At 67.7% G+C, this 25,169-nt stretch carries 26 protein-coding genes and 1 tRNA gene; 12 read left to right on the top strand and 15 right to left on the bottom strand.

All coding sequences use genetic code 11. The annotated features are described in order from the left end of the window. Nucleotides 1-107 precede the first annotated feature (107 nt). Nucleotides 108-779 carry a GAP family protein gene (locus tag ACH3VR_RS07685; protein ID WP_396640164.1) on the bottom strand — a complete coding sequence of 224 codons (672 nt, stop codon included), beginning with the start codon at nucleotides 777-779 and terminating at the stop codon, nucleotides 108-110. Between the two features lie 97 nt (nucleotides 780-876). Next, nucleotides 877-2,001: a DUF1214 domain-containing protein gene (locus ACH3VR_RS07690; protein WP_396640165.1), complete on the bottom strand. Its 1,125-nt coding sequence runs from the start codon at nucleotides 1,999-2,001 to the stop codon at nucleotides 877-879. Between ACH3VR_RS07690 and ACH3VR_RS07695 the strand changes: the two genes are divergently transcribed. The 5 genes from ACH3VR_RS07695 to ACH3VR_RS07715 all read left to right on the top strand — a co-directional run bounded on the left by ACH3VR_RS07695 (nucleotide 1,925) and on the right by ACH3VR_RS07715 (nucleotide 6,827). Beyond that, on the top strand, nucleotides 1,925-2,473 hold the full coding sequence (locus tag ACH3VR_RS07695; protein WP_396640462.1) for an NAD-dependent epimerase/dehydratase family protein: 549 nt from the start codon (nucleotides 1,925-1,927) through the stop codon (nucleotides 2,471-2,473). The genes ACH3VR_RS07690 and ACH3VR_RS07695 overlap by 77 nt on opposite strands. Further along, nucleotides 2,470-3,828, top strand: coding sequence for a hypothetical protein (locus tag ACH3VR_RS07700; RefSeq protein WP_396640166.1), 1,359 nt, complete (start codon nucleotides 2,470-2,472; stop codon nucleotides 3,826-3,828). The genes ACH3VR_RS07695 and ACH3VR_RS07700 overlap by 4 nt, the downstream gene beginning before the upstream one ends. Before the next feature lie 453 nt (nucleotides 3,829-4,281). Further along, the gene (locus tag ACH3VR_RS07705; protein ID WP_396640167.1) at nucleotides 4,282-5,271 is read left to right on the top strand and encodes a TIGR00341 family protein; all 990 of its coding nucleotides are present in this window, start codon (nucleotides 4,282-4,284) and stop codon (nucleotides 5,269-5,271) included. A 315-nt stretch (nucleotides 5,272-5,586) separates the two neighbouring features. Next, nucleotides 5,587-5,871, top strand: a complete 285-nt coding sequence (locus ACH3VR_RS07710) for an iron-sulfur cluster assembly accessory protein (protein ID WP_396640168.1) — start codon at nucleotides 5,587-5,589, stop codon at nucleotides 5,869-5,871. Nucleotides 5,872-6,347: 476 nt separating this feature from the next. Beyond that, nucleotides 6,348-6,827 (top strand): MarR family winged helix-turn-helix transcriptional regulator, encoded by a 480-nt coding sequence (locus ACH3VR_RS07715; protein WP_396640169.1) that lies wholly within the window; start codon nucleotides 6,348-6,350, stop codon nucleotides 6,825-6,827. Nucleotides 6,828-6,914: 87 nt separating this feature from the next. Here ACH3VR_RS07715 and ACH3VR_RS07720 read toward each other — a convergent pair whose 3' ends face one another. Beyond that, nucleotides 6,915-8,018 (bottom strand): ABC transporter ATP-binding protein, encoded by a 1,104-nt coding sequence (locus tag ACH3VR_RS07720; RefSeq protein WP_396640170.1) that lies wholly within the window; start codon nucleotides 8,016-8,018, stop codon nucleotides 6,915-6,917. 244 nt (nucleotides 8,019-8,262) lie between these two features. Between ACH3VR_RS07720 and ACH3VR_RS07725 the strand changes: the two genes are divergently transcribed. Beyond that, the gene (locus ACH3VR_RS07725) at nucleotides 8,263-9,432 is read left to right on the top strand and encodes an FAD-binding domain (protein WP_396640171.1); all 1,170 of its coding nucleotides are present in this window, start codon (nucleotides 8,263-8,265) and stop codon (nucleotides 9,430-9,432) included. Nucleotides 9,433-9,643: 211 nt separating this feature from the next. On the opposite strand, the gene ACH3VR_RS07730 is transcribed toward ACH3VR_RS07725, so the two are convergent. The 5 genes from ACH3VR_RS07730 to ACH3VR_RS07750 form a co-directional block, all read right to left on the bottom strand. Then, entirely contained in the window at nucleotides 9,644-10,828 is a 1,185-nt protein-coding gene (locus tag ACH3VR_RS07730) for a hypothetical protein (RefSeq protein ID WP_396640172.1), read from the bottom strand. Nucleotides 10,829-10,971: 143 nt separating this feature from the next. Continuing rightward, nucleotides 10,972-11,262, bottom strand: coding sequence for a helix-turn-helix domain-containing protein (locus ACH3VR_RS07735; protein WP_396640463.1), 291 nt, complete (start codon nucleotides 11,260-11,262; stop codon nucleotides 10,972-10,974). Between the two features lie 145 nt (nucleotides 11,263-11,407). Then, a complete protein-coding gene (locus ACH3VR_RS07740; protein ID WP_396640173.1) occupies nucleotides 11,408-12,232 on the bottom strand; it encodes an ABC transporter permease subunit in 825 nt (274 codons plus the stop codon). Further along, nucleotides 12,229-13,155 carry an ABC transporter ATP-binding protein gene (locus tag ACH3VR_RS07745; protein WP_396640174.1) on the bottom strand — a complete coding sequence of 309 codons (927 nt, stop codon included), beginning with the start codon at nucleotides 13,153-13,155 and terminating at the stop codon, nucleotides 12,229-12,231. The genes ACH3VR_RS07740 and ACH3VR_RS07745 overlap by 4 nt, the downstream gene beginning before the upstream one ends. 75 nt (nucleotides 13,156-13,230) lie before the next feature. After that, nucleotides 13,231-13,626 (bottom strand): hypothetical protein, encoded by a 396-nt coding sequence (locus ACH3VR_RS07750; protein WP_396640464.1) that lies wholly within the window; start codon nucleotides 13,624-13,626, stop codon nucleotides 13,231-13,233. 190 nt (nucleotides 13,627-13,816) lie between these two features. Here ACH3VR_RS07750 and ACH3VR_RS07755 point away from each other — a divergent pair, with 190 nt between their 5' ends. The 5 genes from ACH3VR_RS07755 (at nucleotide 13,817) to ACH3VR_RS07775 (ending at nucleotide 18,538) form a co-directional block, all read left to right on the top strand. Next, complete coding sequence (locus tag ACH3VR_RS07755) at nucleotides 13,817-14,077, top strand: hypothetical protein (RefSeq protein ID WP_396640175.1); 261 nt, start codon at nucleotides 13,817-13,819, stop codon at nucleotides 14,075-14,077. An 88-nt stretch (nucleotides 14,078-14,165) separates the two neighbouring features. Beyond that, on the top strand, nucleotides 14,166-15,347 hold the full coding sequence (locus tag ACH3VR_RS07760) for an FAD-binding domain (protein ID WP_396640176.1): 1,182 nt from the start codon (nucleotides 14,166-14,168) through the stop codon (nucleotides 15,345-15,347). Nucleotides 15,348-15,352: 5 nt separating this feature from the next. After that, nucleotides 15,353-15,967 (top strand): TetR/AcrR family transcriptional regulator, encoded by a 615-nt coding sequence (locus ACH3VR_RS07765; protein WP_396640177.1) that lies wholly within the window; start codon nucleotides 15,353-15,355, stop codon nucleotides 15,965-15,967. Between the two features lie 94 nt (nucleotides 15,968-16,061). Beyond that, nucleotides 16,062-16,967: an ABC transporter ATP-binding protein gene (locus ACH3VR_RS07770; protein WP_396640178.1), complete on the top strand. Its 906-nt coding sequence runs from the start codon at nucleotides 16,062-16,064 to the stop codon at nucleotides 16,965-16,967. Next, nucleotides 16,964-18,538 carry an ABC transporter permease gene (locus ACH3VR_RS07775; protein ID WP_396640179.1) on the top strand — a complete coding sequence of 525 codons (1,575 nt, stop codon included), beginning with the start codon at nucleotides 16,964-16,966 and terminating at the stop codon, nucleotides 18,536-18,538. Before ACH3VR_RS07770 ends, ACH3VR_RS07775 begins: the two co-directional genes overlap by 4 nt. A gap of 212 nt (nucleotides 18,539-18,750) precedes the next feature. Here the strand turns inward: ACH3VR_RS07775 and ACH3VR_RS07780 are convergent, their stop codons facing one another. Continuing rightward, the gene (locus ACH3VR_RS07780) at nucleotides 18,751-20,943 is read right to left on the bottom strand and encodes a LuxR C-terminal-related transcriptional regulator (RefSeq protein ID WP_396640180.1); all 2,193 of its coding nucleotides are present in this window, start codon (nucleotides 20,941-20,943) and stop codon (nucleotides 18,751-18,753) included. Nucleotides 20,944-21,070: 127 nt separating this feature from the next. Here ACH3VR_RS07780 and ACH3VR_RS07785 point away from each other — a divergent pair, with 127 nt between their 5' ends. Continuing rightward, a complete protein-coding gene (locus ACH3VR_RS07785; protein WP_396640181.1) occupies nucleotides 21,071-21,907 on the top strand; it encodes a CPBP family intramembrane glutamic endopeptidase in 837 nt (278 codons plus the stop codon). Between the two features lie 285 nt (nucleotides 21,908-22,192). On the opposite strand, the gene ACH3VR_RS07790 is transcribed toward ACH3VR_RS07785, so the two are convergent. The 6 genes from ACH3VR_RS07790 to ACH3VR_RS07815 form a co-directional block, all read right to left on the bottom strand. Continuing rightward, entirely contained in the window at nucleotides 22,193-22,483 is a 291-nt protein-coding gene (locus ACH3VR_RS07790) for a type II toxin-antitoxin system RelE/ParE family toxin (RefSeq protein WP_396640182.1), read from the bottom strand. Beyond that, nucleotides 22,480-22,713 carry a type II toxin-antitoxin system ParD family antitoxin gene (locus tag ACH3VR_RS07795; RefSeq protein WP_396640183.1) on the bottom strand — a complete coding sequence of 78 codons (234 nt, stop codon included), beginning with the start codon at nucleotides 22,711-22,713 and terminating at the stop codon, nucleotides 22,480-22,482. The genes ACH3VR_RS07790 and ACH3VR_RS07795 overlap by 4 nt, the downstream gene beginning before the upstream one ends. 85 nt (nucleotides 22,714-22,798) lie before the next feature. After that, nucleotides 22,799-23,440: a hypothetical protein gene (locus tag ACH3VR_RS07800; RefSeq protein ID WP_396640184.1), complete on the bottom strand. Its 642-nt coding sequence runs from the start codon at nucleotides 23,438-23,440 to the stop codon at nucleotides 22,799-22,801. Nucleotides 23,441-23,459: 19 nt separating this feature from the next. After that, the gene (locus ACH3VR_RS07805; RefSeq protein ID WP_396640185.1) at nucleotides 23,460-24,665 is read right to left on the bottom strand and encodes a tyrosine-type recombinase/integrase; all 1,206 of its coding nucleotides are present in this window, start codon (nucleotides 24,663-24,665) and stop codon (nucleotides 23,460-23,462) included. Continuing rightward, entirely contained in the window at nucleotides 24,658-24,858 is a 201-nt protein-coding gene (locus ACH3VR_RS07810; RefSeq protein ID WP_396640186.1) for a helix-turn-helix domain-containing protein, read from the bottom strand. The genes ACH3VR_RS07805 and ACH3VR_RS07810 overlap by 8 nt, the downstream gene beginning before the upstream one ends. A gap of 196 nt (nucleotides 24,859-25,054) precedes the next feature. Next, nucleotides 25,055-25,126: transfer RNA gene (locus ACH3VR_RS07815), tRNA-Gln, on the bottom strand. Between the last annotated feature and the right edge of the window lie 43 nt (nucleotides 25,127-25,169).

Consider the following 25,169-nt stretch of genomic DNA (forward strand, 5'->3'; position numbering starts at 1 on the left):
CTGGGACGCGCGAGGGGTTTCTGGTCCCTTTCTGGTCCCGAACGACAGACGACGTCGCCCGAGGCGAAGCGCCTCGGGCGATCCCGCTCGATGGGGACGGCGATGAGCTAGAAGCTGCCGATGCCTTTACCGATGAGCGAGACGCCGATCACCACCAGCAGCACCGCCATGATGATCGCGTTCTCCTTGCCGAGCCACACCCGCAGGCCGTCGAGCGGGCCGCGGAGCTTCTCGGCGGCGATGAAGTAGCCGACCACCGGGACGAGGACGGTGGATGCTGCGATCAGCGTGAAGATCGCGATCACGAGCACGATCGCGCCGATGCCGAGTCCGGCGGACCCGATGTCGATGCCGGCCGCGGCCGCCAGGAGCAGGTTCTTCGGGTTGATCGCCGAGAGGAGGAAGCCGAGGCCGAATGCGACGGGGAAGGTGACCTTGTCGATGGCCTGCATCCACTTCGGCATCGTGGGCTCCTGGCCGGCCTTTGGTCTCCTCCGCCACTGGCGCAGCGCGACTAGGAGCAGCCCCGCGCCGAGGAGCAGTTGGATGACGCCCTGGACCGGCTTCGAGGCATCCGTGTCCTGCTCGGGGAGGATCGACGACAACAGCGTGAACACCGTTACCGCGACGACGATGCCGAGCACCCAGCCGAGCAGGAACCCGACGCTCGTGACTCGCGCTCGGGGCGACAGGAGCATGAGGATCGCCGCGATGATCGGGATCGGGCTGATCGCCACACCGAGAGCGAGCGGCAGGATCTCACCGATCACGGCATTCATGGGTTGCTCCCCTCAATCGCAAGGTATCGGCCGGTTCGGCAGCCTCGTCAGACGAGACCGTTCTTCGGCACGCCATGGTGCCAGAGGGTATCGTCGGTCAGCTGAGGCGCTCGAAGTCGCCGGGCTTGTACTGCCGGTCGAAGAACTCCTGCTTTGGGCCGTACCACCGCAACAGTCCGAACCAGCCGCGCCCGGGAACCGTCTTGAGCCAGTTGGTGGCGCCCTCCGGCCGCTCAGGACCGACGTGGACGGTGAAAGTGCCGTCCTCATTGGGGCGCACGGGATCCTTGGAGTTCAGCGACGGGTACGTCTGCCCGGCGGCGTCGACTCCGGATGCCGTCTCGGCGTCGTACACGGTGAGTGACCACAGCACCACGGCGGGCGGGTCGGCGGGCAGTTCGATCTTGTAGGTGTGCTCGCCGCGGAGGTACTCGCCCTCGCTGTCCTTGTACGCGTTGCAGTACTTGGCGCCCGGGCCGGGCTTTACGGGCATCATGCCGGTGGAGATGGAGAAGTGGTTGATGAACATGTGCGCTTTCGCGTCCACGTCTGTGTAGAGGGTTTCACGATCGCGGAACAGCTCGTCGATGAGAGTGCGGCGGAAGTCGTCCTGCTCAGTGCGGGCGTGGGCGATCCAGCGGCGGTCCTCCCACCACAAGGTCTTGTCCTGCTCGTCGAAGTCGGCGGCGATCGTCTTCGCCATCCGCCAGGCCGTCTTCGCCGCCTGATCGAGCAGCTCGCGCTGCGCCGGAGAGGGCGCGAAGGGGTGCCCGCGGCGGATGCCGAGCGCGGCGACCACGCCGTGCATGTACGGGTCGACCGTGTCCTCACGCTCGCTCTGGATGAGCCGGTCGAGCATGTCGAAGAAGCTCCCGTCCGAAGGGAACAGGGCGTTCGCCGTGATCTCCGACGCGTGCACGTATGCCAGCGGCTTACCGCCTTCGCGCAACGGCCGGATCGTGATCCCTTCGATGCTCGCGACCCCGGGGGCGAGGTCGTCGACCGTGGGGAAGAAGCCGCGCAGCAGCATGTAGATCGCGTTCGTGGGGCTGGTGTAGACGAAATAGTCGCTGGTGTCGATACCAGGGTCGTCGCCCTCACGGATCACCAGATACCGACCGCCCTCACCGTGGTCAGGGCCGGGGATCCGAAACGTGTACGCGGCGTCGAAGATGGCGCAGGAGCAGCTCGCCCGCGCCTGGGCGACCGCGACCGGCGGCACGGCGGCCCTGCTTCGCTACCACAACGTGTACGGCCCGGGGATGCCGCAGTCGACACCATACGCCGGCGTGGCATCGCTCTTCCGCTCGGCCCTCGAGGCAGGTCGTGCGCCATCGGTGTTCGAGGACGGCGGTCAGCGGCGCGACTTCGTCCACGTCGACGATGTCGCCGCCGCCAACCTCGCCGCCGTCGAGTGGACGCACGCGGCCGAGTCCGGTACGGCACGCCCCTTCAACATCGCGTCGGGTGAGATCCACACCATCGCGGAGATGGCGCACGCGCTGGCCGACGCCTACGGAGGGCCGCTGCCCGTCGTGACCGGACAGTATCGACTGGGTGACGTGCGTCACATCACCGCCTCCGCCTCCCGCGCTCGCGCCGAGCTCGGATGGGCACCTGTGGTGTCGTTCGCCGACGGAATGCGCGAGTTCGCCGCGGCGCGCATGCGCGGAACCGCGGGGGTCGACACGTGACATCGGAGACGATCCAGGCCCACTTCGTGGCGACGCGGGAACGGGCGGCACGTGTCGGGCTCTGCGTGGCAATCCTGCTCGTGGTCGCCGCCATGGCCGTCCCTGCCGTCACCGGGTGGGACGTGCGGGCGGGCGCGTTCCCCCCGCTGCACTCCATCTGGGTGCCCAGAGTCGGACCCGGCACGCCGCTCGCCGTGCTGCTCGGCGTACTCGCGTGCGTCTGGGCCGAACGGGCGGCGCGGTGGTCATGGCCACAGCTGCTCGGCGCGGTGTACCTCTTCGGCGTGCTCTGGATGCTGGCCCTCGCCACTGTGGACGGGATCCAGGGGATCGGCGGAATCCTCGATGCGAAGACCGAGTACTTGCAGACGGCCCGTTCGGTGACGGATGTCGGTGCCTTGCTGCGCGGGTACATTGACCGGATCCCACTCGACAGCACCGGCCATTGGCCCGTGCACATCGCCGGTCACCCGCCCGCCGCGCTGCTGTTCTTCACGGGTCTCGTGCGCATCGGACTGGGCAGCGCCCTCGCTGCCGGGATGGTCGTGACGTTCGTCGCCGCGAGCACCACCGTGGCGACGCTGCTCGTCGCCCGCCGGCTGGGCGGCGAGACGCCTGCGCGCGCGGCAGCGCCCTTCCTTGCAGTCGGGCCGGCCGCGATCTGGATGTGCGTGTCCGCCGACGCGATGTTCGCCGCCGTGGCTGCCTGGGCGACGCTGCTGCTCGCCTGTGCAGCGACCAGCCGCCGAAACTGGGTGACGATGACGGCCGGACTCGGTGCCGGGGTGCTGTACGGGATGTGCTTGATGTTGTCCTACGGCCTGCCGATTCTCGGCATCCTGGCCGTGATCGTGCTGGCGCTCGCGCGCGCCTGGCGACCGCTCCCCTGGGTGGCCGCCGGGGTGATCATCGTGGTCGCCGGGTTCGCGATGCTCGGCTTCGCCTGGTGGGAGGCTCTGCCGGTGCTGCGCAACCGCTACTGGGCCGGCATCGCGCAGCACCGGCCGGGCCTGTACTGGACGTGGGCCGATCTCGCCGCGGTGACCGTGAGCGCCGGCCCGTGGGTGGGTGCCGGCATCGCCGTGGCCATCGTCGACGTACGGCGCAGCACAGCCGACGAGGCGGACACGGGGCGTCGGGTCGTCGCGTGGCTGGCGATCGCGGGAGCGCTGATGTGCGCCGCCGCGGCGGCGTCACAGATGAGTCGCGCGGAGGTCGAGCGCATCTGGCTCCCCTTCGTGCCCTGGATGCTTCTTGCGACGGGCCTTCTGCCACCGCCCTGGCGACGCGTCGGGCTGATCGTCCAGGTCGCCTTCGCGATCGTCGTTCAGACGCTGCTGTACACGCGCTGGTAGCGCCGGGACCGCGCCGCCACGGCGCACGCCATCGCGACACGAGCGGCGGCTGGCGCAGCTCGTGCGCGGCAAATGTGCGGCCGCAACCAAGAATGGGTGTCGCCTTCCCGCAAGCAACCGACTGCAACTGGGCCGGCGAATCACATCGTCGACCTCACGGTGATCCCGCCGATCGCGAGCATCGCCATGGGACGGACCCTTGTCGACCCCATTCGCCTCCCGCCGGTCCCCGCCGGCGCGCCCGCGATTCGACGCGCTTGCCAGCGTGTAACGCCGTCGTGTCAGGCCCGTCGTCTCCTTCCGAATCGGCCTGACCCTTCTACCGTTGCTCAGGCAGTCCCACGGTGGGTCAGTTGGTGACGTTCGGGTGGCTCGCGGCCACGACACGGTCGGTGGGACGTTCGTCTCCGCCGGGTTGTGCACGATGATGTGCGCATGGTGAGGCTTTCGGGGATGCTGCACACCCTGGTTCCGCCGTCGCAGCGGCAGACGGCGGATGAGGTCGCGGCGGCGATCGACCTCGGTTCCGGTGATCGCGGGGGCAAGCGCAGCGGCTTTCTCATCATGCTCACCCTGGCTGGCATCATCGCGATCGCTGGTGTGCTCGCTGACTCTACTGCGACCGTCATCGGCGCGATGATCATCGCGCCGCTGGGCACGCCGATCCTGGCGATCGGGCTGGGCATCGTGACGGGGCATTTGAGTCTCGTGGTGCGCTCGATCCTGTGGGTGTTGCTCGGAATGGCGATCGTGATCGTGCTGGGGCTCGCGTTCTCGCTATTCGTCGCCACGCCCGAAAGTCTGCAGAGCAATTCGCAGGTAGTGGGCCGCACTTCTCCGAGCTTCTTGGATCTGATTGCGGCGCTGGCCACGGGCTTCGCAGGCGGGTTCGCGATGTGCCGCCGCGATCTCAGCGCGATTCTGCCGGGTGTCGCCATCGCGATTTCCCTTGTGCCGCCCCTGGGCGTCGTGGGCGTCTGCGCGGGGCAAGGGCTTTGGGGGGATGCTTTCGGAGCGCTGTGGTTGTTCTTCTCGAACGTGCTCGCGCTCGTGATCGCGGGCAGCATTGTCTTCACGTTGGCGGGGTACGCGCGGGATCCTGGGTCCTCGCGTGTCGCGAACCGCCGCCGCGCCTATGCCATCGTGACTGTGCTCACGGTCGTCATCGCCTTGCCGCTGATGGCGAACTCGGTGGTGTCCGTTGCCTTGGCGCGGTGGTCGGTGGCAATCCAGGATGCCACCGCCGAGTGGCTGGCGAACGACGATGGCGCACGGGTTTACGGATTGGAGTGGACCGGCACGACGGCGACCGTGATCGCCACGACTTCTGATGGTGACGTTCCATCCGTCGACGGCTTACGAGACGCCCTTGATCCCGTTCTGCCGTCGTTCGTGGGTTTGATCGTAGAAGTGGGGCAGGGTGTGGAGGTCGTAATTCGATGACTGGTCCTACCCCGATGCCGGGAACGTCCTGAGGGTGGGAGAACAGCCCCGTCTGCTACACGCTCAGACGGGGCGATGTGGCTTGGACACGCCTCGTACCGGTGATGTCACCACTTCGGCAGATTCCCCGGCCGTCGGGACTATCGAGGTATTCACACGCGGTCTCGGGCATCACCGTGATGAACAGGATCACCGCGACAGCGGCGGACGATGCTGCGTACAGGTATCCGAGAACTCGCAGGAATTGACTTCGCATTGTGCAACAGTTGCTGTAGTGCAACTATAAGTTGACCTGTTCATCCTCGAGGGGAAGCGATGATGCTCACTCTGACCGACAACGCCGCCACCGTGATCGCCGACTACGTGAAGGGATCGAAGAGGCGCCGGGCCGGGATCCGTATCCGTCCGGATGCCTCCAGATCCAGCGGCATGCTTGTCGAACTGGCGATGAAGCCATCTCCGGGAGATGCGATCGTGGAGAAGAACGGTGCGCGGGTATTCTTGGATCGCGGAGTTGCCCCGTATCTGGCGTCGAAGGAGATCGACGCCGAGATCGCGTCCGGCGCGGTGAATCTGTTCGTGCGCGAGAAGGACGAGTGAGCTGCCTCCCCCGCTGCTTCCATAACCGGGAACCATCGCAGGAGGGCGTCGCCACATCCTGATCGCCCCTGCGTTGCCCGCTTGCCCGCCGGAACCGAGGTCCGATGCGGCTGTGTCCTCGTCGGGTGGCTTCGGCTGCGTCCACAGAATCAGCACCTGAAGCATCTCCGACACCTTCGCGATGGGCAGATCATCGCGCACACCCGGATCGCCGTACGGTCACCTCGCCCGTCACGCGCGAGCGAATCCGCGGAGTAACGCCAACGCCGACTGCCCCGATGGGAGCGCCCAACCAGTCGCGACGGTTCGTGAGCTCCTCTTCCGGAGTCGCTGCCGCGGTCGCAGGCTCCGTCATTGCTCACGAGTCTCACGGTGCAGCTGATCGGCGCGCCCATGCCCACGATCCCGCCCATCGGCCGTGACGGCGTCGTAGAGTTCGACAGACGGATGGTCGGTAACGACGTAAAGGAGCCGGCATGCGTATCGCACCACCTCAGACGGGCCCCTGCCCTGCTGTGCCAACAACGCTCGTCGCTTCGCGCGCCCTGCTGGGCGTCATCGCGCGCAGTCTCTCGGACGCCCTGCAGGAAGTGACGATGCCGCAGTTTCGAGTCCTCGTCATCTTGGCGGCATCTGGACCCCTGCGCATGGGCTCCATCGCCGCCATGATGGGCTCGCACCCCTCCACGTTCAGCCGAACCGTCGACCGATTGGTTGCCCGAGGATGGGTCGAGCGTCAAGTCAACCAGGACAGCAGGCGCGAGACACTCCTCGAACCCACCTCCGCAGCGCGGGCGCTCGTCGACGGAGTCAGCGCGCGTCGCGCGGCCGAGATCAGTGAGATCCTCGCCCGGCTCACACCCGACGAGCAGAACCGCGTCCACGAAGGCATGGCGCTCTTTGCGGCCGCCGCCGGTGAGCCGGATGCGACGGATTTGCTGACACTCGGTCTCTGAGCCTCGAGTATTGGCCGGGGTGGGGGCCCGGCTGGGCCGGTCAGCGCGGATAACGTAGTCTCCGAGCCCGCCCACCGCTTCCGTGGATCAGATAGACGCATTCGCGTTCTGGTGCAGGCGTTCGCCCGACTCGACGTCGAAGACGTGCACGTGGCCGGGGACCGGCGCGAGAACGACCGTCTCGCCAGCGTTCGGGTGGCGACGGCCGTCGACGCGTGCGACGAGGTCGGTGCGCTTGCCGTTGACGTCGGCGTGGCCGTAGAGGTAGCCGTCGGCGCCGAGCTCCTCGACGAGGTCGACGACGACCGAGAGGCCCTTGCCGTCGGCCGGAGCGACCACGATGTCCTCGGGGCGGACGCCGATGGTGACCTCGGTGCCGTGCGCCTTGTTGAGCGTGTCGGCCTCGACACCCACGGTGCTGTCGCCGAACTGCACGCCGCCCTCGGCGAGGTGCACGGGGAACAGGTTCATGGCCGGCGAGCCGATGAAGCCGGCGACGAACACGTTGTTCGGCTTCTCGTACAGGTCGCGGGGCGAGCCGACCTGCTGGAGCAGGCCGTCCTTGAGCACCGCGATCCGGTCGCCCATCGTCAGAGCCTCGGTCTGGTCGTGGGTGACGTAGACCGTCGTGACGCCGAGGCGGCGCTGCAGCGAGGCGATCTGGGTGCGGGTCTGCACGCGGAGCTTCGCGTCGAGGTTCGACAGCGGCTCGTCCATGAGGAACACCTGCGGCTGACGCACGATCGCGCGGCCCATCGCGACACGCTGACGCTGACCACCCGAGAGGGCCTTCGGCTTGCGCGTGAGGTACTGCTCGAGGTCGAGGAGCTTGGCGGCCTCCAGGACGCGGGCGGCGCGCTCGTCCTTGCCGACACCGGCGATCTTCAAGGCGAAGCCCATGTTCTCGGCGACGGTCATGTGCGGGTACAGCGCGTAGTTCTGGAAGACCATCGCGATGTCGCGGTCCTTCGGCGGGACGTCGGTGACGTCGCGCTCGCCGATGAGAATGCGGCCGGAGTTGACCTCTTCGAGGCCGGCCAGCATGCGCAGCGACGTGGACTTGCCACAGCCGGACGGACCGACGAGGACGAGGAACTCGCCATCTCCGACCTCGAGGTTGAGCTTGTCCACAGCGGGGCGCGTGCCCCCGGGGTACAGGCGGGTTGCGTTGTCGAACGTGACGGACGCCATTTTGTTCTCCTTCACCGGCAGGTACGTGCCGGACGATCCGCACAGCGATCAAGACAAACACATGCAACAGTGCAATATTTGTATAACAGCACATCACAACCGGACCGGTCGATCAAGGCCCGGGCGACGGAGCCCACGCGGACGCGAGCGCGGCCGACGGCACCGCACCCGGCATTCCGCAGGAGAGGTACGAGCGTCTGGGCCAATCGCTGAGTAGCCGACACACATCGAGGAGGTGGATCCGATGCGGGATCTGATCGTCGGAGCGGGCATCGCCGGCCCCACCCTGGCCTACTGGCTGAGCAGAGCGGGGCATGATGTGACCGTCGTCGAACAAGCAGGCGGGCTGCGCTCCGGCGGCTATCTGATCGACTTCTGGGGCGCGGGGTTCGATGTCGCCGACAAGATGGGGATCGTTCCGGAGCTTCGGCAGAGGGGCTATGTGATGACCGAAGCGCGGGCCATCAACCGCAACGGTCGCCGCATCGGCGGATTCAGCCCTGACGTGATCGTCGAGTCCAACGACCGCTACGTGAGCATTGCCCGTTCGGACCTGGCGGCCGCCATCTACGAGTCGATCACACCGACCGTAGAACTCGTCCTGAGCGATTCCGTGCAGCACCTTGACGATGACGGCAGCGTCGTGCACGTCACGTTCGACAGCGGCATCCAGCGGGACTTCGACCTCGTCTTCGGCGCCGACGGACTGCACTCCCGGATCCGCCGTCTCGTCTTCGGCCCGGACAGCGCCTACGAGACACGCCTTGGTTTGATCGTCGCCGCGTTCGAGGCCGATCACTACCCGAACCGCGACGAGCTGGTCGCGATGATGTACGCGGACGTCGGGTTCCAAGCCGTTCGGCTCAGCCTCCGAAGCGACACGACGCTGATCCTCTTCTCCGCACGCCACGACGGCGACCTCCCTGCCGAGCGAGACGCTCAACAACGGCTCCTGCAGGAAAAGCTGCGCGACGGCGGATGGGAGGTGCCCGACATGCTCGACGCGATGATCCGGGCGAAGGACCTCTACTTCGACTCGGTCAGCCAGATCCGCATGCCCTCCTGGACCGCCGGGCGGGTCGCCCTGCTCGGCGATGCGGCCGCCTGCCCCTCATTCCTCGCCGGCCAAGGTTCGGCACTCGCCATGATCGAGGCCTACATCCTCGCCACCGAACTCGCACGCCAACCCACCCACTCGCTCGCCTACGCGGAATATCACCGACAGCTCCCCACCCTCCTCCGCTCAAAACAGGACGCCGCGAAAGGACTCGGGCTCGCCTTCGCCCCCAAGAACAAGACTGAGCTGTTCACCCGAAACCTGGCGATGAAGGTCATGAGCCTGCCCAAGGTAGCCGACCTCATCATGGGTCGGAGCTTCCATGACGCCATCACACTCCCCGGATTCCCAGACTGAGGCAACTCGCGGATTCGGAAGCGGCTCTGCATGCGACTCCGTCGCGAACCGGCCCCTTCTCCCGTCACGGCAATCGACTGAGTGCCCGGAGGGACCTTCTCAATGAGAGGTTCACAGAAGCGTCCGCCGATCCGCGATGACCGATCGCTCCCACTTGCATCCGCCGATCGCAGAACGGTGACGCCGGGAACCGAGGGTTCCCCGCTTCCGCTCAGACCCGCAGCAGATCCTGGGCCTCGGCGGCCGAGTTTCGCCAGAGGGGCCCAGTGTCGCCGAGCTGGCCCAGCTTCCGATTCAGCAGCCACGCAATGGGAACCAGGATGAGCGCGAGCCCGACGGTGAACAGCAGGAGTCCGAGCACGCCGACGAACTGGATGAGGATGAACAGGCAGCCCTTGCGTCTGCCGAGTTGGATGAGCTTGATCTCTTCGGCGAAGGCGTGCTGAGTATGTGTGGAGTGGTTCAGGACCGCGAAGTTCACCCTTGCGCCGTGTCGTTCCGCGGCGCACAGAGTGACGACCTGGTCGGCGAACAGGTCGCCGCCCAACGTCTCGAAGCTTACCTCCCGGCCATCCGCAGCAGACAGCAACACAGTCTGATGGACAGACGTGCTTATGCTCGCGGTGACCGGCGAGGTGCTGCCGTCGACGGAGGTGTGCCCACCACTGACCGTGCCGGTGGTGCGGGTGTAGATATGCACGCTCTTGACGCGGCCGGTGAACGTGCTAACGGCCCACCCAGAAAGCCGCCCGGCGAGGCGATCCCCTGAGGGTGCCACCGAAACGGGGCCGCGTCGGCGCAACCAGTACACAACGACGTAGACCATGGGTGCGATAGCAATGACGAACGCGCCTATGGCGAGGCCCACGATGACGGGGTCCCAACCGCCGCCCATGTCGGACTGGTCCTGCCCCTGCGTACCCGCCGGAGCCGCGCGGCATCCCTGGGCCTCGAGCGCGTCCTGGATGGCCGCGGCCGGCGCCGCAACGGCGTCGACTGCAGTCTGCGACGCCTCGGCGGTCGTCGGCGCCGCCTCGCTACCGAACTGGCGGATCGCGGCCGCAACCGCATGAAGGTTCGCGCGCAGATCGTCGGTCGTTGCCTGTGTAGCGAGCTCATCGAGCGTGTCAGCAAGCGCCGGGAGCTTGTCGTGACCCTGCACGAGCTGATCGGCAAACCCGTCGGCGTTCCCGTCCTGGAAGAAGGGCTGCCCCGGGTAGTCGAGGTTCACGAAGGGCCAAGCGACGGAGGCCTGCATGACCGAAACGCAGAACTGATTGTCGGGAGCAGCGGAGGCTGAGGCTGAACCGACGAGCAGGACGCCAAGGGCGACCAAGACACCCCCAATGCTGCCGAAACCGAACCACCTGCGTCTCGCCCGCGGCAAATAGGCCATCCGAGTCTTCCTTCCCCCCAGGGACCGGTGCAGACATTCGCGTGGGATCATACTCCCGCGTGTGCGCGGATTCACGTTGATCGGACGCACTCCGGCGAGGGTGGAGGGTAGACTCGCGGCGGCTGGGAAGCATTCGGGTCTCCTCACATCGCCCTCACGCCCAGCATGACGTGGCCGCCGTCGTCCGGTTGCTCGGTCGACGATGTCGAAGGGACGCCGCGGAGCCCACGCGTGAACGGCAGAAGCCCGATCGGCTGCCCACCGATCGCCTCGACGAGCATCGGGTCGTACGGGTCATCGAGAAGCAGCGACTCCTTCGTGGAGAAGTGGCGGAAGAACGTCATCTCCGTCACCCCGGCCGCCGCCGCGATCTCCCGAACGGTCGTGTCGTCGTAGCCCTGTCGCTCGAAAAGCGCCCCACCGACGTCGAGCAGCCGCGCGAGAGTGCGCGCGCTTTGGAGACCGCTTCACTTGTCCCCGATGATTGTTGGTTACCAACAATTGCTCGGGCAAGCGGTTCTGGGCCGGGCTCCGCGCGCCGAGGGCATCGGGGGGGGGGCAACCCGCCCTCCGAAGCCGTCAGCCGACGATGTCGCGTCGTGACAGGGCGGCGCTGCCGATGACGATGAAGAGGACGGATGCTGCCCAGACAAGTCCAAGGCCGGACCAGTCGAATCCGTTCGCGAGCGGGGCCTGTCCGTATGCCCACTCGAAGGGGGATGCTGCGCGCAGCCAGTCCAGGTCTTCGCTGTTGTTCGCGACGGCCTGCAGTCCGTACCCGCTGACCGCGACGGCGGCGCCGACCCCCACGGCCCAGGACCGCCTGCCGGTGAGCGCCCCGGCGGCGAAAGCTGCTGTCGCAGCGAGCAGACCGAGACCCACCCATGCCATCGTCACCGCTGTGAGGTTGACCACCTCGAGTTCCAGTTCGGAGGGGCGGTCGATCGCGGAGATCACCAGGAAGGCGACGGCGCCCAGCACGAGCAGCTTCAGAAGGAGGGCGGCGGAGCTTTCCAGCGCATACTGCAACCGTCCCACACCGTGCGCGAGGGTGAGCTCGAGCCGGCCGGACTCCTCGGCACCGCCGGTGAACTCCGCGCCGCACGAAATCCCAGCCATCGTGATCAGCACGAGTCCGATGAGACCGAAGAAGGTTGCCTGGGCGTATCCGGAGCCGGTGGTGATGTTCTCGTAGCCCAGGGTGCGGACGAGTTCCGGTGGCAGCGAGTCCATCAGGCCGATCAGCTCCGGCGACTTCATCGACGGGTACAGCGGCAGATAGACAAGCACCACTGAGGCGATGCCCACCGACCAGCCCGCCAGGCCCCGCCAGCCGTCGGCGAGCCAGCGGCGTAGCACCGGAATAGGAGCGTGTCGCGCCGGCGCGAGAACGACGGCGGTCATTGGGCGACCTCGTTCCGGGCGTACAGCTCGAGGACCGACTCTTCGAGGTCGGGTTCCTCAACCGTCAGATCGCGTATTGATCCCGTGGTCAGTGCGCGGATCACCGGGTCGATCTCGCCACGGGCGGTCGCGGACACGCGGACGAGTCCGTCAGGGGATGCCGACGCGATATCGACGTCCTCGGCGCCTGGGGCGGCATCCAGTGCGGCGCCGATGGCCTCCGGGGTGGTCGCGGTGAGGGTGGCACGAATGCGCCGCACGCTCGCGATCCGGAGCGACGAGACGGGCCCTTCAGCGACGATGCGCCCAGCGGCGAGCACTGCGACGTCATTCGCGGCCTGCTCGACCTCGCTCAGCACGTGCGAACTCAGCAGAACGGTCTGGCCAGCCTCGCGCGCTTCGCGCAACATCATGAGGACCTCACGCTGGACCAGCGGATCCAGCCCGCTGGTGGGCTCATCGAGGATCAACAGAGCGGGCCGGTGCATGAACGCCTGCACGAGCCCGAGCTTCTGCTTGTTCCCTTTGGAGAGCGTCCGGACGGGCCGGGTCAAGTCCAGGCTCAGGCGCTCGGCGAGATGCTCGATCGTCCCGGGCTGGACCGGGCCGCTGACCTCCGCCAGATGACGCAGCAGCGCTCCACCTTTGACCCGGCCCTCAAGCCGGAGTTCGCCGGGGACGTAGCCGATGCGGCGGCGCAGGGCGGCGCCGCCCTCGCGTGGGGTCTGCCCGAGGACGGTCACCTCGCCGGAGGTGGGGCGGATGATGTCCAGGAGCAGTCGCAGTGTTGTGGTCTTGCCGGCCCCGTTGGGGCCGATGAGGCCGAACACCGACCCGGGCTGGACCGCCAGGTCCAGTCCGTGCAGCGCGGTGTGTGAGCCATAGCGCTTGCGAAGCGCGCGTGTGTGAATCGCCATGCTCATGGCGGGGGTTCCTTTCGAATCAGAATGATGGATGTCGGCGGTCAGCGCGCCGGCGGGTCCGGATCCTGATTCGGGTCACCGTCTCCCTTGTCGCTGCGGGGGCCGGTCGGGTCGGACAGCGCCGCGGTCGCGGCAGTCAGGAGCGCATCGTCGCTGTACAGGCCCCGTGTGAATAGTTCGAGTCCCGGGATCGCGATACGTCGGGCACCCTCGGGTGACAGCGGGTCGACACCCAGGGCGCGCGAGGTGCGCCCGCAGGATCAGCGGCGCCAACCCGGAGGCCGTAAGAAGAAGCGCGGTGATATCAGGGTCGGCCATCGACCTGACCGAGCCGTCCGCGGGGGCGTCGCGCAGCATCCGCCGAGCGTCCTCCAAGAACGCGTCGAACACCTGTTCCCCCGAGGGACCGGGCTCTGCCACGAGACAGGCGAGGTGATCAAGACGTGCTCGGAACACCCCGATCCCCGCCATCGTCAGGTCGCCGTCCGTCAGCGCTGAACTCACGTTCAGGATGCTATACAGGCGTTCCGTCGGGGTCTATCCGTCCCCACCCCCTCGAGCCGGATGCTGGTACCGTCCAAAAGCGGAATCCAAACGGTGTGCCCGGAAGTCTGGTCGGCAATGGGCGAATGTATCGCCCGCTCGGCAAGGAGAGGCACCATTGATCCGCGCGTACCCGATCGCCTTCGCTCGGAACTTCCTCGGCAGCGCACCGCGGTGGTACAAGCTCGTGACTGGCGACATGGCGCTCGTCCTGCCCATCATGCTCAGCAATGCGATCGCGACCGTCGTCTCCCGGTCCGTCGCGTGCGCCACCACTTACACCACCAAACTCCTCCGCCGCGGCCACGACATCGAGAAGCTCCAAGACCGGCAGTACCGGGATCTCCTCGGCGGAGGCAACGACCCGTCCGCAGCGTGAGAGGAGGGTCCGGACCCGCCATTGTGGCGACAGCTTCGAAGTGAGAAGATTCGACCACTGGTCGAACTGACGGTCTGGGAGGTTGTCCATGCGTGTCTTGATTATTGGCGCGGGAATTGCGGGTCCCACGCTCGCGTATTGGTTGCAGAGGTTCGGGCACGAGGTCACGCTCGTCGAGCACGCTCCACGGTTGCGGGAGGGCGGCTACGTCGTGGACTTCTGGGGTGCGGGATTCGATGTCGCCGATCGGATGGAGATCGTGCCGCGGTTGATGGACGAGGGCTACGTCGTCCGCGAGGCGCGGGAGGTCTCCAGCTCCGGCCGGCGGATCGCCCACTTCGATCCGCGTCACGTGATCGGCATCAGCGGCGGGAGGTTCGTCACGATCGGGCGCTCCGACCTGTCCCGGGCCGTCTACGATGCCGCGGACGGCAACATGGAGACGCTCTTCCGCGACACTGTAACGGCGCTGAACGACGACGGCGACCGAGTGCACGTCGAGTTCCAGCACGCAGCACCGCGCGAGTTCGACCTCGTCGTGGGCGCGGACGGGCTGCACTCGCGGGTGCGGAAGCTGGTGTTCGGTCCGGATGCGGCTTTCGAACGGTATCTCGGCATCACCGTCGCCGCCTTCGACGTGGCGGGATATCGCCCCCGTGACGAGCTGGTCGCGGTCATGCACACCGAGGTGGGCGATCAGGTGCTGCGCCTCGCGCTGCACGATGATGCGACGATGTTCTGCTTCATGTTCCGGTACGACGGCGACGTGCCGCAGGACGACGTGGCCGCCCAGCAGGACCTCCTGCGCCGGCGCATGCGCGGCGTCGGTTGGGAGGTCCCGACGATCCTGGAGCAGATGCCGCAGGCACGGACCTTCTACCTGGACCGGGCGAGCCAGATCCGGATGCCGTCATGGTCGCGTGGCCGCATCGCGCTGATCGGCGATGCTGCGGCAGCACCCTCGCTGCTGGCCGGTCAAGGGTCCGCGCTGGCGATGATCGAGGCCTACATCCTGGCCCATGAGCTGCACGAAGCGCACGGCGACCACCAGGCAGCCTTCGCAGGTTACGAGCGGCGACTTGCACAGCTCGTGCGGGGCAAGCAGGACGCCGCGACCAGGCTGGGGGCCGCCTTCGCCCCCCGCAACCACCTGCAACTGCTGCTGCGAAACACCATCGTCGGCCTCATGGCGATCCCCCCGATCGCGAACATGGCCATGGGGCGGAGCCTGGTCGACCCCATTCACCTGCCTCCGGTCCCGGTCGGTTGACGCCGGTGGCGCGCCCGCGATTCCGCACGCTGCCCAGCGAACGACAGGAGGCCATCCTCAACACGGCGCTCGACGAGTTCTCCGCTCACGGATTCGCCGAGGCGTCACTGAACCGGATCATCGCCCGGGCGGGTCTGTCCAAGGGCTCGATGTATTACTACTTCGACAGCAAGGAAGACCTTTACGCTGATGTCATCCGCAGACAGGTCGAGCGACTCTTTCAGGATGGGCCGCTCCTCGTTCCCGAGGCAACCGACGCCGACGAGTTCTGGAACATCATCGAGGGACACTATCTCCGGCTGATGCGACTCCTCATCGCAACACCGCAGACCGCGACGCTGCTGCGAGATTGGCTGACCGGAGCCGCATCCCCAGCCCTGCGCGAAGCGCAGCACAACGCCGAGCAAGCCACCCTGCCCTGGCTCACGCAGACGATCACCAACGGGCAGCGGATCGGGGCGATACGCACCGACCTTCCGGCAGAGTTCCTCATCGCCGTCGCGCTCGGCATGGGACAGGCCATGGACACCTGGCTCATCACCCGCCCCTCAACCGAGCCCGAGCTCGCCACCGACATCCACGCACTCATCGACATGATGCGCCGCGCGATGTCGCTTTAGAGATCTCACCGTGTCCGGCCCTCGCCGGCACGTCGACGCTCCCTAACCGGGGAGGGTCGCCCATCTGGCAATCACAGACAATTGGAGAGACATCATGGCGGATCAGCCGGTCATCGAGATCGCGGGGTTGATCAAGAGGTTCGGTCGTTTCACGGCGCTCGACGGTCTCGACCTGACCCTGCGCGACGGCGAGGTGCTCGGCTTCCTCGGGCCCAACGGCGCCGGCAAGTCCACGACCATTCGCATCCTGCTCGGCCTGGTGCGCCGTTCGGGCGGTACCGCGAGACTCTTCGGGCAGGATCCGTGGCATCACGCGGTTGCCCTTCATCGGCGACTGGCGTACGTGCCCGGCGATGTCGCGCTGTGGCCCCAGCTCACGGGCGGCCAATGCATCGACCTCCTCGGGACGTCCGGGGCACCGCTGGACGAGAACCGGCGCCGCGAGTTGATCGAGCGGTTCGACATGGACCCCTCCAAGCGCGTCCGCGACCTGTCCAAGGGCAACCGCCAGAAGGTCGCTCTCGTCGCGGCGTTCGCGACGACCGCCGATCTCCTCGTCCTCGATGAGCCGACCTCAGGGCTCGACCCGCTCATGGAGGAGGTCTTCCGCCAGTGCGTCCGCGAGCGGGCGCAGGAGGGCGTGTCGGTGCTGCTGTCGAGCCATATCTTGAGCGAAGTCGACGCACTCTGCGAGAACGTCACGATCATCCGCCGCGGGCGCGTCGTCGAGTCCGGCAGCGTCGCCAGACTGCGCGGACTGTCCCGCACGACCGTGCACGCCGTCACCCGTGCTCCCATCGCGACCCCCGACGACCCCGCGGTATCGAACGCGCAATCGACACCGGCACCGGACGGCGGCACGGAGCTGTCGTTCGCGGTAGATCCCGCAGCGCTCGACAGAGTCCTTCCCGCGATCCTCGCCGCCGGCACCACAGCGCTGACGGTCCGGCCTCCAAGCCTCGACGAGCTCTTCCTCGACGCATACGAGACGGCGAAATGAACGCCCCCGCCTCCCGCGGTGGATTCTGGACCGTGCTGCGGGCACAACTGCGGACCGGCTGGCTCGCGCCCACGGTCTGGATCTTCGCCCTCGCGGGTGGCTACGCCGCGACCGTTGCCGCGGTCAACGGCCTCTACGGCACGCCCGCGCAGCTCGCAGGGTACAACGACACGGTAGCCGCCGATCCCGCCATGGCCGCCATCAACGGCACCCCCTACGGCGCCGACACCCTGGGCGGCGTCGTCTCCAACGAGTTCGGATTCATCGCAGCGATCGCGATCCCGCTCATGGGTCTCCTGCTGGTCGTACGCCAGACCCGCACGCAGGAGGAGCGGGGGATGCTGGAGCTCCTGAGATCCCGGGGCGTCGGCATCCGCGCCCCGTGGTCCGCGGCGCTGCTCACCACGACCATCGCGTTGGCCCTGGTGGGAGCGAGCATGACCGCGACCCTCCTCGCCTTCGGCGAGGATCTCCCGGGAGCGGTGACCTACGGCGCCTCGATGGCGGCGCTGGGGCTCGTCTTCGCGGGCATCGCGGTCTTCGCCGGCCAGTTGTTCCGTCGTGGCGCCGGAATCACCGCCATCGGCATCGGCGTTCTCGGCGCCGCGTACATCACACGCGCAGTGGGCGACGTACGCGGCAGCGGGTGGAAATGGCTCTCTCCCCTGGCATGGCAGCAGGAGACCCGCCCGTTCACCGACGACCTGCGGCTCTGGCCGCTGCTGCTCTCGCTCGGCGTCGCCATCCTGCTCGTCGCCGCGGGGCTGATCCTGGTCGACCGCCGCGACCTCGGTGCGGCCCTGTTCGCCTCCCGCCCCGGTCCAGCGCGTGGCGGAGGCACCCTGCGCACGACTCCCGGAGTCGCCGTGCGGATGCAAGCGCCGACTGCCGCCGGCTGGATCGCCGGCGCCGCGGTCATCGGCTTGGTCTTCGGCGCCTTCACCGGGGACATCGCGGATGCGATCGCATCCAATCCGCAGCTGGCGGCCTCGTTCCCCGATCCCGCCGATGCCAACGCCTCCTACATCGGCCTATCGCTGCTGCTGATTGCGCTGATGTCGCTCGGGGTTCTCGGCCAGGGTCTGTCGCGCACCCGGGCCGAGGAGTCCGAAGGCCGTCTGGAGTCCGTGCTGGCACGGGCGGTCTCACGCCCCGGATGGAGCTCGGCGCAGTTCCTCACCTCAGCCGTCACGGCGACGCTGACCCTGATCATCGGTGGCGCCGCGCTGGAGCTGACGGCAGGAGACACCGTCGACGGCATCCCCGCCGCTACCCTTGCCTACATCCCGGCGGTCCTGCTCGTCGCGGGGATCGCGTGGGTCCTTTTCGGGCTCCTCCCCCGGCTGTCGGCGCTCATCTGGGCTGTCGTCGGGTATGTCGCCTTCGTGGCCTTCCTCGGTGAGACGCTCAAACTTCCGGACTGGGCCCTGAACATGTCTCCGCTCTACGCGGTCGGCACCGTGCCGGTGGATGAGGTGTCCGCCCAGTCGGAGTGGGTGCTCACAGTGATCGCCGTCGTGCTGTGCGCAGCGGGGATCATCGGGTTCCGGCGGCGCGACACACCACGGTAGCGTCGGCGGAGGCGGACTCCGAAAGCGGGGACGCGACGTCGCTGGGGAATCACGAGATGTGTCCACCTGGCGGTCGGGTCTAACCGATCCCACTCCGGACACCATTGGACGACCAGACCACAACGGGGCCGATACCGGCATGCTGGCGGCGACGCTCGAGCAGGTCCGGGTGCCGGTCGGGCGCCGCCGTCCACGCAGACGTCCGGACCGGCTCAACTGATCAGAGCGGCGCGGCGCGCGGCCGCGATCGCGTCCGCACGCGTGGTGACGCCGAGCTTTCTGTAGATCGACTTTATGTGGGTGCGCGCCGTGTTGACCGAGATGAACAGTTCCGACGCGATCGCGGTCGCGCTCATCGGGCCGGGCAGCAGGGTGAGTACATCGAGCTCGCGACGGCTCAGCCGCTCCCGCGCGTCACCGGACGGGTCATCGAACGCGAACCGATGGCGTAGCGTCGCGATCCGTGCGGGCAGGGCGCCGGGATCCGGGGCGTCCCGGCAGAGCTCCTCGGCCTGGTTGAGGGCGACCGCCGCGTCGCCCGGTCGCGCCAGCGCGTGGTCGGCGCGAGCGAGCTCCAAAAGCAGATGAGGCACGACGAGGACGGTGTCGCCGTGTTCTCGTGCCCGCTCGAGCGCGTTCGCCGCCGTTGCGCGTCCGAGTGCGGGCCCACCCGTCTCGGTCTGCAGTCGTGCCAGCGCCTGCTCGGCCGGCAGGTAGACGTGATCAAGCCCGAGCCGGAACGCGACGCGGGCCTCGGCGCCGCGATCGACCTCGCGGGAGGCGGCATCCACGTCTCCGCGTTCGAGAAGGCAGAGGGCGCGGTAGGCGGGGATGAGCAGCCGCAGCGGCCGGGCGACCGGGCCGCCCGCGTCGAGGCGGTCGAACACCGCGAGTGCCTCGTCGCAGCGCCCTTCGAGGTACAGCATCGTGCCGAGCCGGTTCTCGACGAGGGGGGTCAGCGGGGCCTCCGGGCCGTAGCGGGTCAGGAAGCGCTCGGCTGCACGCCGCGCATCGCCGACATCGCTGTAGCAGGCGGAGGCGTGTACGAAGTCCTCGACGTCGTCCCACGAGTCGAACGCCTCGACCTTCCGCGCGGCGGCCGCGAGCCGTCCGCGCGCGAGCGCGCGGTCACGGCGCGTCGGGTCGCCTCCCGTCGCGCTCGCCCATGCCTCCCAGAAGGCCAGCCGCGGGTCGTGGTCAAGCGCCGACTCGGGAATCCGCTCCAGCCAGCTGAGCCCGAGCGCCTGGCGCGGAACCATAGAGTTCGCCCGGACGTTAGAAAGGATGTCGGCGATCGCGTCGTAGTCGGCCGCACCCAACAGGTGGTGCATCGTGGCGGCGATGTCGTTCTCGCGCTCGAAGGCGACGGCTGCGCGTTCGTGCAGCTCGCGCCGCACCATCGGGTCCGTCCGTCCGAGCTCGGCATGCAGGTGCTCGCGCACGAGGTGGTGCATGCGCCACCAGTGTTCGTCGTCGTCCAGGGTGGCGACCAGGCCGCTGCGCGCCGCCACGTCCATGGCGGCGGGCCAGGCGCGCTCGTCTTGCACGACCTCGGAGACGATGTCGGCTGTGAACCGCTCGAACACCGACAGACACAGGAGCAGGCTGTAGTCGTCCGGCGCGCTGCCGGCCAGACCCTGGCGCACGAGCGCGCCGATGCCGGTGGAGTCCACCCGCACCGCCATCGCCTGGCTGGGCGCGATTCCTCGCTCCACGGCGGAGCCCACGAGCGCGACTGCCGCGGGCCAGCCGCTTGTCGTCTCGATGACGCGGTCGACGTCATCGGGGCCCAGTTCGAGCCCATACGAGTCTCTGAGCACGGCGGCGGTCTCGCGGTCGTCGAGCCGCAGCCGTTCGCCCGACAGTTCCCGCAGCGCCGCACGGGCACGCAACCCGTCGAGCGACGGCAGCGCCGGCGGCGTGCGGGTGATCAGCACGATCGTGACGTTCTCGGGCATCCTTGCGACGAACCAGTCCAGACTCGCGAGGGTGTCGTCGTGATGGATGCGGTGCAGGTCGTCGAGCACGATGACCCAGCGACGTTCGGATGCCGCGAGCGCGTCGATCAGCGGGATCACGGTTTTCGACCTCACAGTGCCGAGATCGGTCGTCGCCGAGGTCGCAGCGCCCTCCAGCTCGGCGCCGGTGAGCGCCGCGGCGACGGCATCCCAGAATCCCGTCTGATCGTCGTCGTCCTCATCGAGGCTCACCCACGCGCGACGCGGCGGATCGGCGGCCAGCTCGAGCTCTTGCAGCCATTGGCTGACCGCCGTCGTCTTGCCGTAGCCCGCGGGTGCGCGCACCAGGACGATGGCCGGAAGGTCGTCCGCGTCGGCGACCAGACCGTCGCGCGTGATCGAGCGCGGGCTCACGGTTGGGGCGCGGAACTTGGTCGCTGGATACATCGCGATCCATTGTGGCGGACGGGAAATCACCTAGGTGAACGACCCGTGTGGTTCGGCGGGCAGCGTGATGCCTGCTCGTAACCTGTGAAGCGCCTGAGTACAGGCGCCCTGACTTGGAGGAGACACTGTGACCGACACGTCGACGCCCGCCACCGAGAACGGCTGGCGCAGATTCTGGAACAGGGGCGGCTGGTGGCGCGCGCTGCTGGTCGTCGCCGTGTACTACGCGCTGTATGAGCTCGTGCCGCTGTGGACGCTCGGCCCGTTCGTCCAGGGGATCAAGGACCCGGCAGCACAGATCTGGGTCTACCAGACGATTCCCATCGCGTTTGGCGCGGTGCTCCTCGTGCTGTTCGCCCTATCGCTGGGGTGGCTGCGCGAACTGTTCGGCAAGCAGCCCATCCGCGGAAGCTGGTGGATGTGGATCGCCGTCGGTGTCGTGCTGCTGTTCAACGTGCTGCATTTCCTCGCGATCGACTACAGCAAAGCGGGCCCGAGCTTCGTCATCGCGTGGTTGATCTCGGGCCTGTTCATTGGCTTCGCCGAAGAGACGCTGACGCGCGGCTACGTCGTCAACCTCATGCGCAAAGCGGGCTACGGCGAGTTCGTCGTCGCGGTGGTGTCAGCGGCACTGTTCGCCGCGATGCACATGGGGAACGTGTTCGGCGGCGCGCCGGTGGCTCAGGCCGCCCTCCAGGTCGTCTACACCTTCGCGTTCGGTATCTGCATGTACCTGACGCTGCGGGTGACGGGCAACCTCATCTGGCCGATCCTGCTGCACGCGTCGACGGACCCGTCGATCTACCTGATGACGGGGTTCCCCGCCGACGGCGTCGCCGCGCAGCTCGCCGGGCCCGGCAACATCGTCGTGATCGTCGTCGGTCTGATCCTGATGATCTTCATCCGCGGCCGGGTGAACCCGAAGACCTCGGAGCTGCCCGAGCCGTCGATCCAGGCGGCCTGACACATACGCACGGGCCACGCCCACCCCACTGGGTGGGGGTGGCCCGTGGTTCGCCCGAGGGGATCCGGCGGCCCTGCGGCACTGCACCCCATGAGCGCTTTCGGCGAACGACTGCGTGCCACCGACAGAGGCTCGCGGCGTGACCAGCTCTCCGCCCCGGATGTGGACCCGAGGGGACTCGAGCCCCTGACCCCCTGCATGGGGTTGGCGGATGCGCGCAGAGCGAGCGGCCGGCTCAGACGGGACGGCCCTCGCTCCTGGACCAGACCTGCGAGCTCGCATCCCTCAGAGGTGCCGCGTGGGGTCCATCCGTTGATGCAGAACCCGGATGACGTCAATGCCATCGCGACGGGCGATGAAGTAGATCAAGTGACGGCCGATGGCGTAACGCCGGTACCCGGAGCGGATCTCGTCGACTGCCTGCCCACGGTGGGGCAGCTCCGCGATCCGTTCGATCGCGTTCCGGATCTCGAGGATGTACGTCTCTGCCTGGTTCTCGTCCCACCGTTCCCGCGTGTAGTCCCAGATCGATGAGAGATCGCCCTGCGCTGCCGGAGTGAGCCGGTACGTGCTCACGCGCGCTTCGAGGCGATGAACGCGTCGAAGTCGAACGCTTCGGGCTCGCCGCTCTCCTCGCCGGCCACCAGGGCCGCTCGCAGCGCGCTCATCTGCGACTCTTGGTCTTCGAGCAGTCGAAGACCTGCGCGGACGACCTCGCTCGCGGAGCGGTAGCGGCCGGTCGCCACCTCGCGGGCCAGGAAGTCCGTGAAGTGATCATCAAGACTGATGGACGTGTTCGTCGCCATGGCGTCAGGGTACCAAGAATTGGTACAAATGAGACTGTTTCCCTTGTCGGTCCCGAAGGACGGCAGTTCCTCGCGACGACCATCGTCACCCATCGGCTCGTCCCCCGTCGCGCAGCTGCTCCTCGCGGCGAAGGTCTATGCGTCCGCGCACCAAACGCCGATAGGCATCCAGATCACCCAGCCCCGAAGGCGCTCGAGCCCCCGACACCGCTTCCATCGGGTTCGCGATAAGCACACCCTCACCGACCGCGAAATCGAGCAGCAGCTCGATGACGTCACGCGAGGAAACGGCGGCTGCTTCCGACGACGCTCGCTGAGTATCCACGTGCTGCTCGATCCGTTCTACGGAGACCTCGCCGATCGCCAGATCGCCGAAGGCCGGAGCAAGCTGCGTTCGAACGATGCGCTCACACGCGGCGCGCGTAGCGGCGCTCACCTCCGAGCACCAGGTATGGTCTTCGAGCCACACGTACACGAGTTCGTCGAAGGGGTCGCGCGGCGTGAGATATCGCCACGCGTCGAGCTCGGACAGCCGCAGTCGCTCTGCGATTCGGAGTTCCAGGAGTGCGCGGGCGGCGGGCGCGGCGTCTGCGGTGGCGGTGACTCGGTGGAGTTCCCCATCCCACAGCCGCAGCCGCGCGATGGCGCACGTGCGCCCGTTGCCGACGGCCCGGGTGGTGATCTTGCCGTGTGTGCCCAGTTCGAGGGGCGGTCGTCCTGTTCGCATGTCGTGCCTTCCTTGCCTGTCAGGATCCGAGGACGTCGTCGAGGATGTCGATTGGCATCGGGTCGACTTCGACTGCTGAGACGACATAGCTCGCACGCGTGATCTGCTCGTTCGCGTGCCCGAGCAGCCGGGAGGCCAGCGTGATGCCCGCGGCGCGCTCGACAAAGGTCGCCGTCGTGCGCCGATACAGGTGTGTCGTGAACTCGTCCACGTCAACCCCCAGGGCGGTGAGCGCCGCAACGTTGTCGTCGACGAAGGTGCGCAGCAGCCGCTCGTAGTTGCTCACGCTCATGGGCCTGCCGGTCTTCGTCGGGAAGAGATACGCATCCTCCCCCGACCCCGCCAGCACCAGGCGGTTGCGGACTGCAGCCGCCGCCACTGCCGGCAGAGCGATGCGCCGCCGTTGCCGGGCCCGCTTGGGCGCATCCTTGCGATGCAACCCCTGCTTCTTGGTGCTCACGATGGTCCCGTCGACGAGGACGGTCGGCGGTGACGTCGTCATGTCGACGTCTTTGCGCCGCAGCCCGATGCACTCCCCGACCCGCGCTGAGGTGCCGAGCATGATGTCCATGCCGTCGATGAGCGCGCGGTAGTTCGGTCTCGGTCCGGAGCCACCCGCGGCCCGCCACTCGTGCATGAGCTCGCGAATCGCCGTCACCTGCTCGGAGGTCAGCGCCGAGGTCTTCTTCTCCGGCATCGGCAGTCGCTGCACGTCGCGGACGGGGTTGCGTGGGATCGCGTCATCCCGCACGGCGTAGCCGCAGATCAGTCCGAGCACCGCGCGGGCCTTCCGCACCTTCGAGAGCGAGCCCTCGCGCATGATCGCCTGGATGATCCGGTCACACCGGCCGACGGTCAACTGGTCGAGGGGGACGGCGCCGCACACGGGCTTGAGGATGAGCCGCACGGCCGACTCGTACGACTCGAGCGTGGAGTGGGCGAGGCTTCCCGCGTCGGCGCGCCCGGTGGCGTGCACGAGCCACGCGTCGGCGGCCTCGGCGATCGTGCTAGATCCGGTGAGCGCCCCCGCACCGCCCGAGGTGAGCTGCGCGGCGAGGCGGTGCAGGTCAGCGAGGGCCGCTTCTTCCGTGCCGGCCGTGACCTTCAGCTGGCGGAGTTCACCGGCGTCGTCGCGCATGCGGGCGCGAGCGCGGAAGCGGTCGCCGGCGAGCTGCGTGATCTGCACGGCGCCGATTTCGCCGGCCTGAATCCGAGGTCTAGGCATGGCGCTGATCCCTCGCCCAGGCCACGACCTCGAGAAGGTCGTAGCGGACGTGCCGGCCGAGCTTCATGTACGGCGGGCCGACATGGTTGAGGCGCCAGTCCTCGAGCGTGCGCTCGGGCACCTTGATGATCTCGGCGATCTCCGCCTGCGTCTTGAAGTCCGGCGATGCGACTCCGGAAGTGACGATGTCCATGCACATCAGGTGCGCGGGCGTCGTCCGTGGACCCCCGTACGGGATGCCGCCAGAGCGGGAAGATCGGGACACCGACCCGGCGCACAGACGTGCAGAAGGGTATTTGGTCCCGTTTCTGGTCCCGGACCTGATCAGACAGGTCGAGAAGCCTCTAAACGAGGGTGGATTCTGATGCGGAATCCTGCGGAAAACAGTGCTGGGGTACCTGGACTCGAACCAAGAACAACTGAACCAGAATCAGCCGTGTTGCCAATTACACCATACCCCAAGGCTTTCGACCGAGGTCGTGCCGAAGATCAAGCTTAGACGAC

The organism is Microbacterium alkaliflavum (assembly GCF_044325405.1).
GTDB lineage: Bacteria > Actinomycetota > Actinomycetes > Actinomycetales > Microbacteriaceae > Microbacterium > Microbacterium alkaliflavum.

Coding starts and splice junctions, on each gene's coding strand:
- ACH3VR_RS07685 (WP_396640164.1), bottom strand. CDS start 779: ATGAATGCCGTGATCGGTGAGATCCTGCCGCTCGCTCTCGGTGTGGCG.
- ACH3VR_RS07705 (WP_396640167.1), top strand. CDS start 4,282: ATGCTGCACACCCTGGTTCCGCCGTCGCAGCGGCAGACGGCGGATGAG.
- ACH3VR_RS07710 (WP_396640168.1), top strand. CDS start 5,587: ATGATGCTCACTCTGACCGACAACGCCGCCACCGTGATCGCCGACTAC.
- ACH3VR_RS07715 (WP_396640169.1), top strand. CDS start 6,348: ATGCGTATCGCACCACCTCAGACGGGCCCCTGCCCTGCTGTGCCAACA.
- ACH3VR_RS07720 (WP_396640170.1), bottom strand. CDS start 8,018: ATGGCGTCCGTCACGTTCGACAACGCAACCCGCCTGTACCCCGGGGGC.
- ACH3VR_RS07725 (WP_396640171.1), top strand. CDS start 8,263: ATGCGGGATCTGATCGTCGGAGCGGGCATCGCCGGCCCCACCCTGGCC.
- ACH3VR_RS07730 (WP_396640172.1), bottom strand. CDS start 10,828: ATGGCCTATTTGCCGCGGGCGAGACGCAGGTGGTTCGGTTTCGGCAGC.
- ACH3VR_RS07740 (WP_396640173.1), bottom strand. CDS start 12,232: ATGACCGCCGTCGTTCTCGCGCCGGCGCGACACGCTCCTATTCCGGTG.
- ACH3VR_RS07745 (WP_396640174.1), bottom strand. CDS start 13,155: ATGAGCATGGCGATTCACACACGCGCGCTTCGCAAGCGCTATGGCTCA.
- ACH3VR_RS07750 (WP_396640464.1), bottom strand. CDS start 13,626: ATGGCGGGGATCGGGGTGTTCCGAGCACGTCTTGATCACCTCGCCTGT.
- ACH3VR_RS07760 (WP_396640176.1), top strand. CDS start 14,166: ATGCGTGTCTTGATTATTGGCGCGGGAATTGCGGGTCCCACGCTCGCG.
- ACH3VR_RS07770 (WP_396640178.1), top strand. CDS start 16,062: ATGGCGGATCAGCCGGTCATCGAGATCGCGGGGTTGATCAAGAGGTTC.
- ACH3VR_RS07775 (WP_396640179.1), top strand. CDS start 16,964: ATGAACGCCCCCGCCTCCCGCGGTGGATTCTGGACCGTGCTGCGGGCA.
- ACH3VR_RS07780 (WP_396640180.1), bottom strand. CDS start 20,943: ATGTATCCAGCGACCAAGTTCCGCGCCCCAACCGTGAGCCCGCGCTCG.
- ACH3VR_RS07795 (WP_396640183.1), bottom strand. CDS start 22,713: ATGGCGACGAACACGTCCATCAGTCTTGATGATCACTTCACGGACTTC.
- ACH3VR_RS07800 (WP_396640184.1), bottom strand. CDS start 23,440: ATGCGAACAGGACGACCGCCCCTCGAACTGGGCACACACGGCAAGATC.
- ACH3VR_RS07805 (WP_396640185.1), bottom strand. CDS start 24,665: ATGCCTAGACCTCGGATTCAGGCCGGCGAAATCGGCGCCGTGCAGATC.
- ACH3VR_RS07810 (WP_396640186.1), bottom strand. CDS start 24,858: ATGGACATCGTCACTTCCGGAGTCGCATCGCCGGACTTCAAGACGCAG.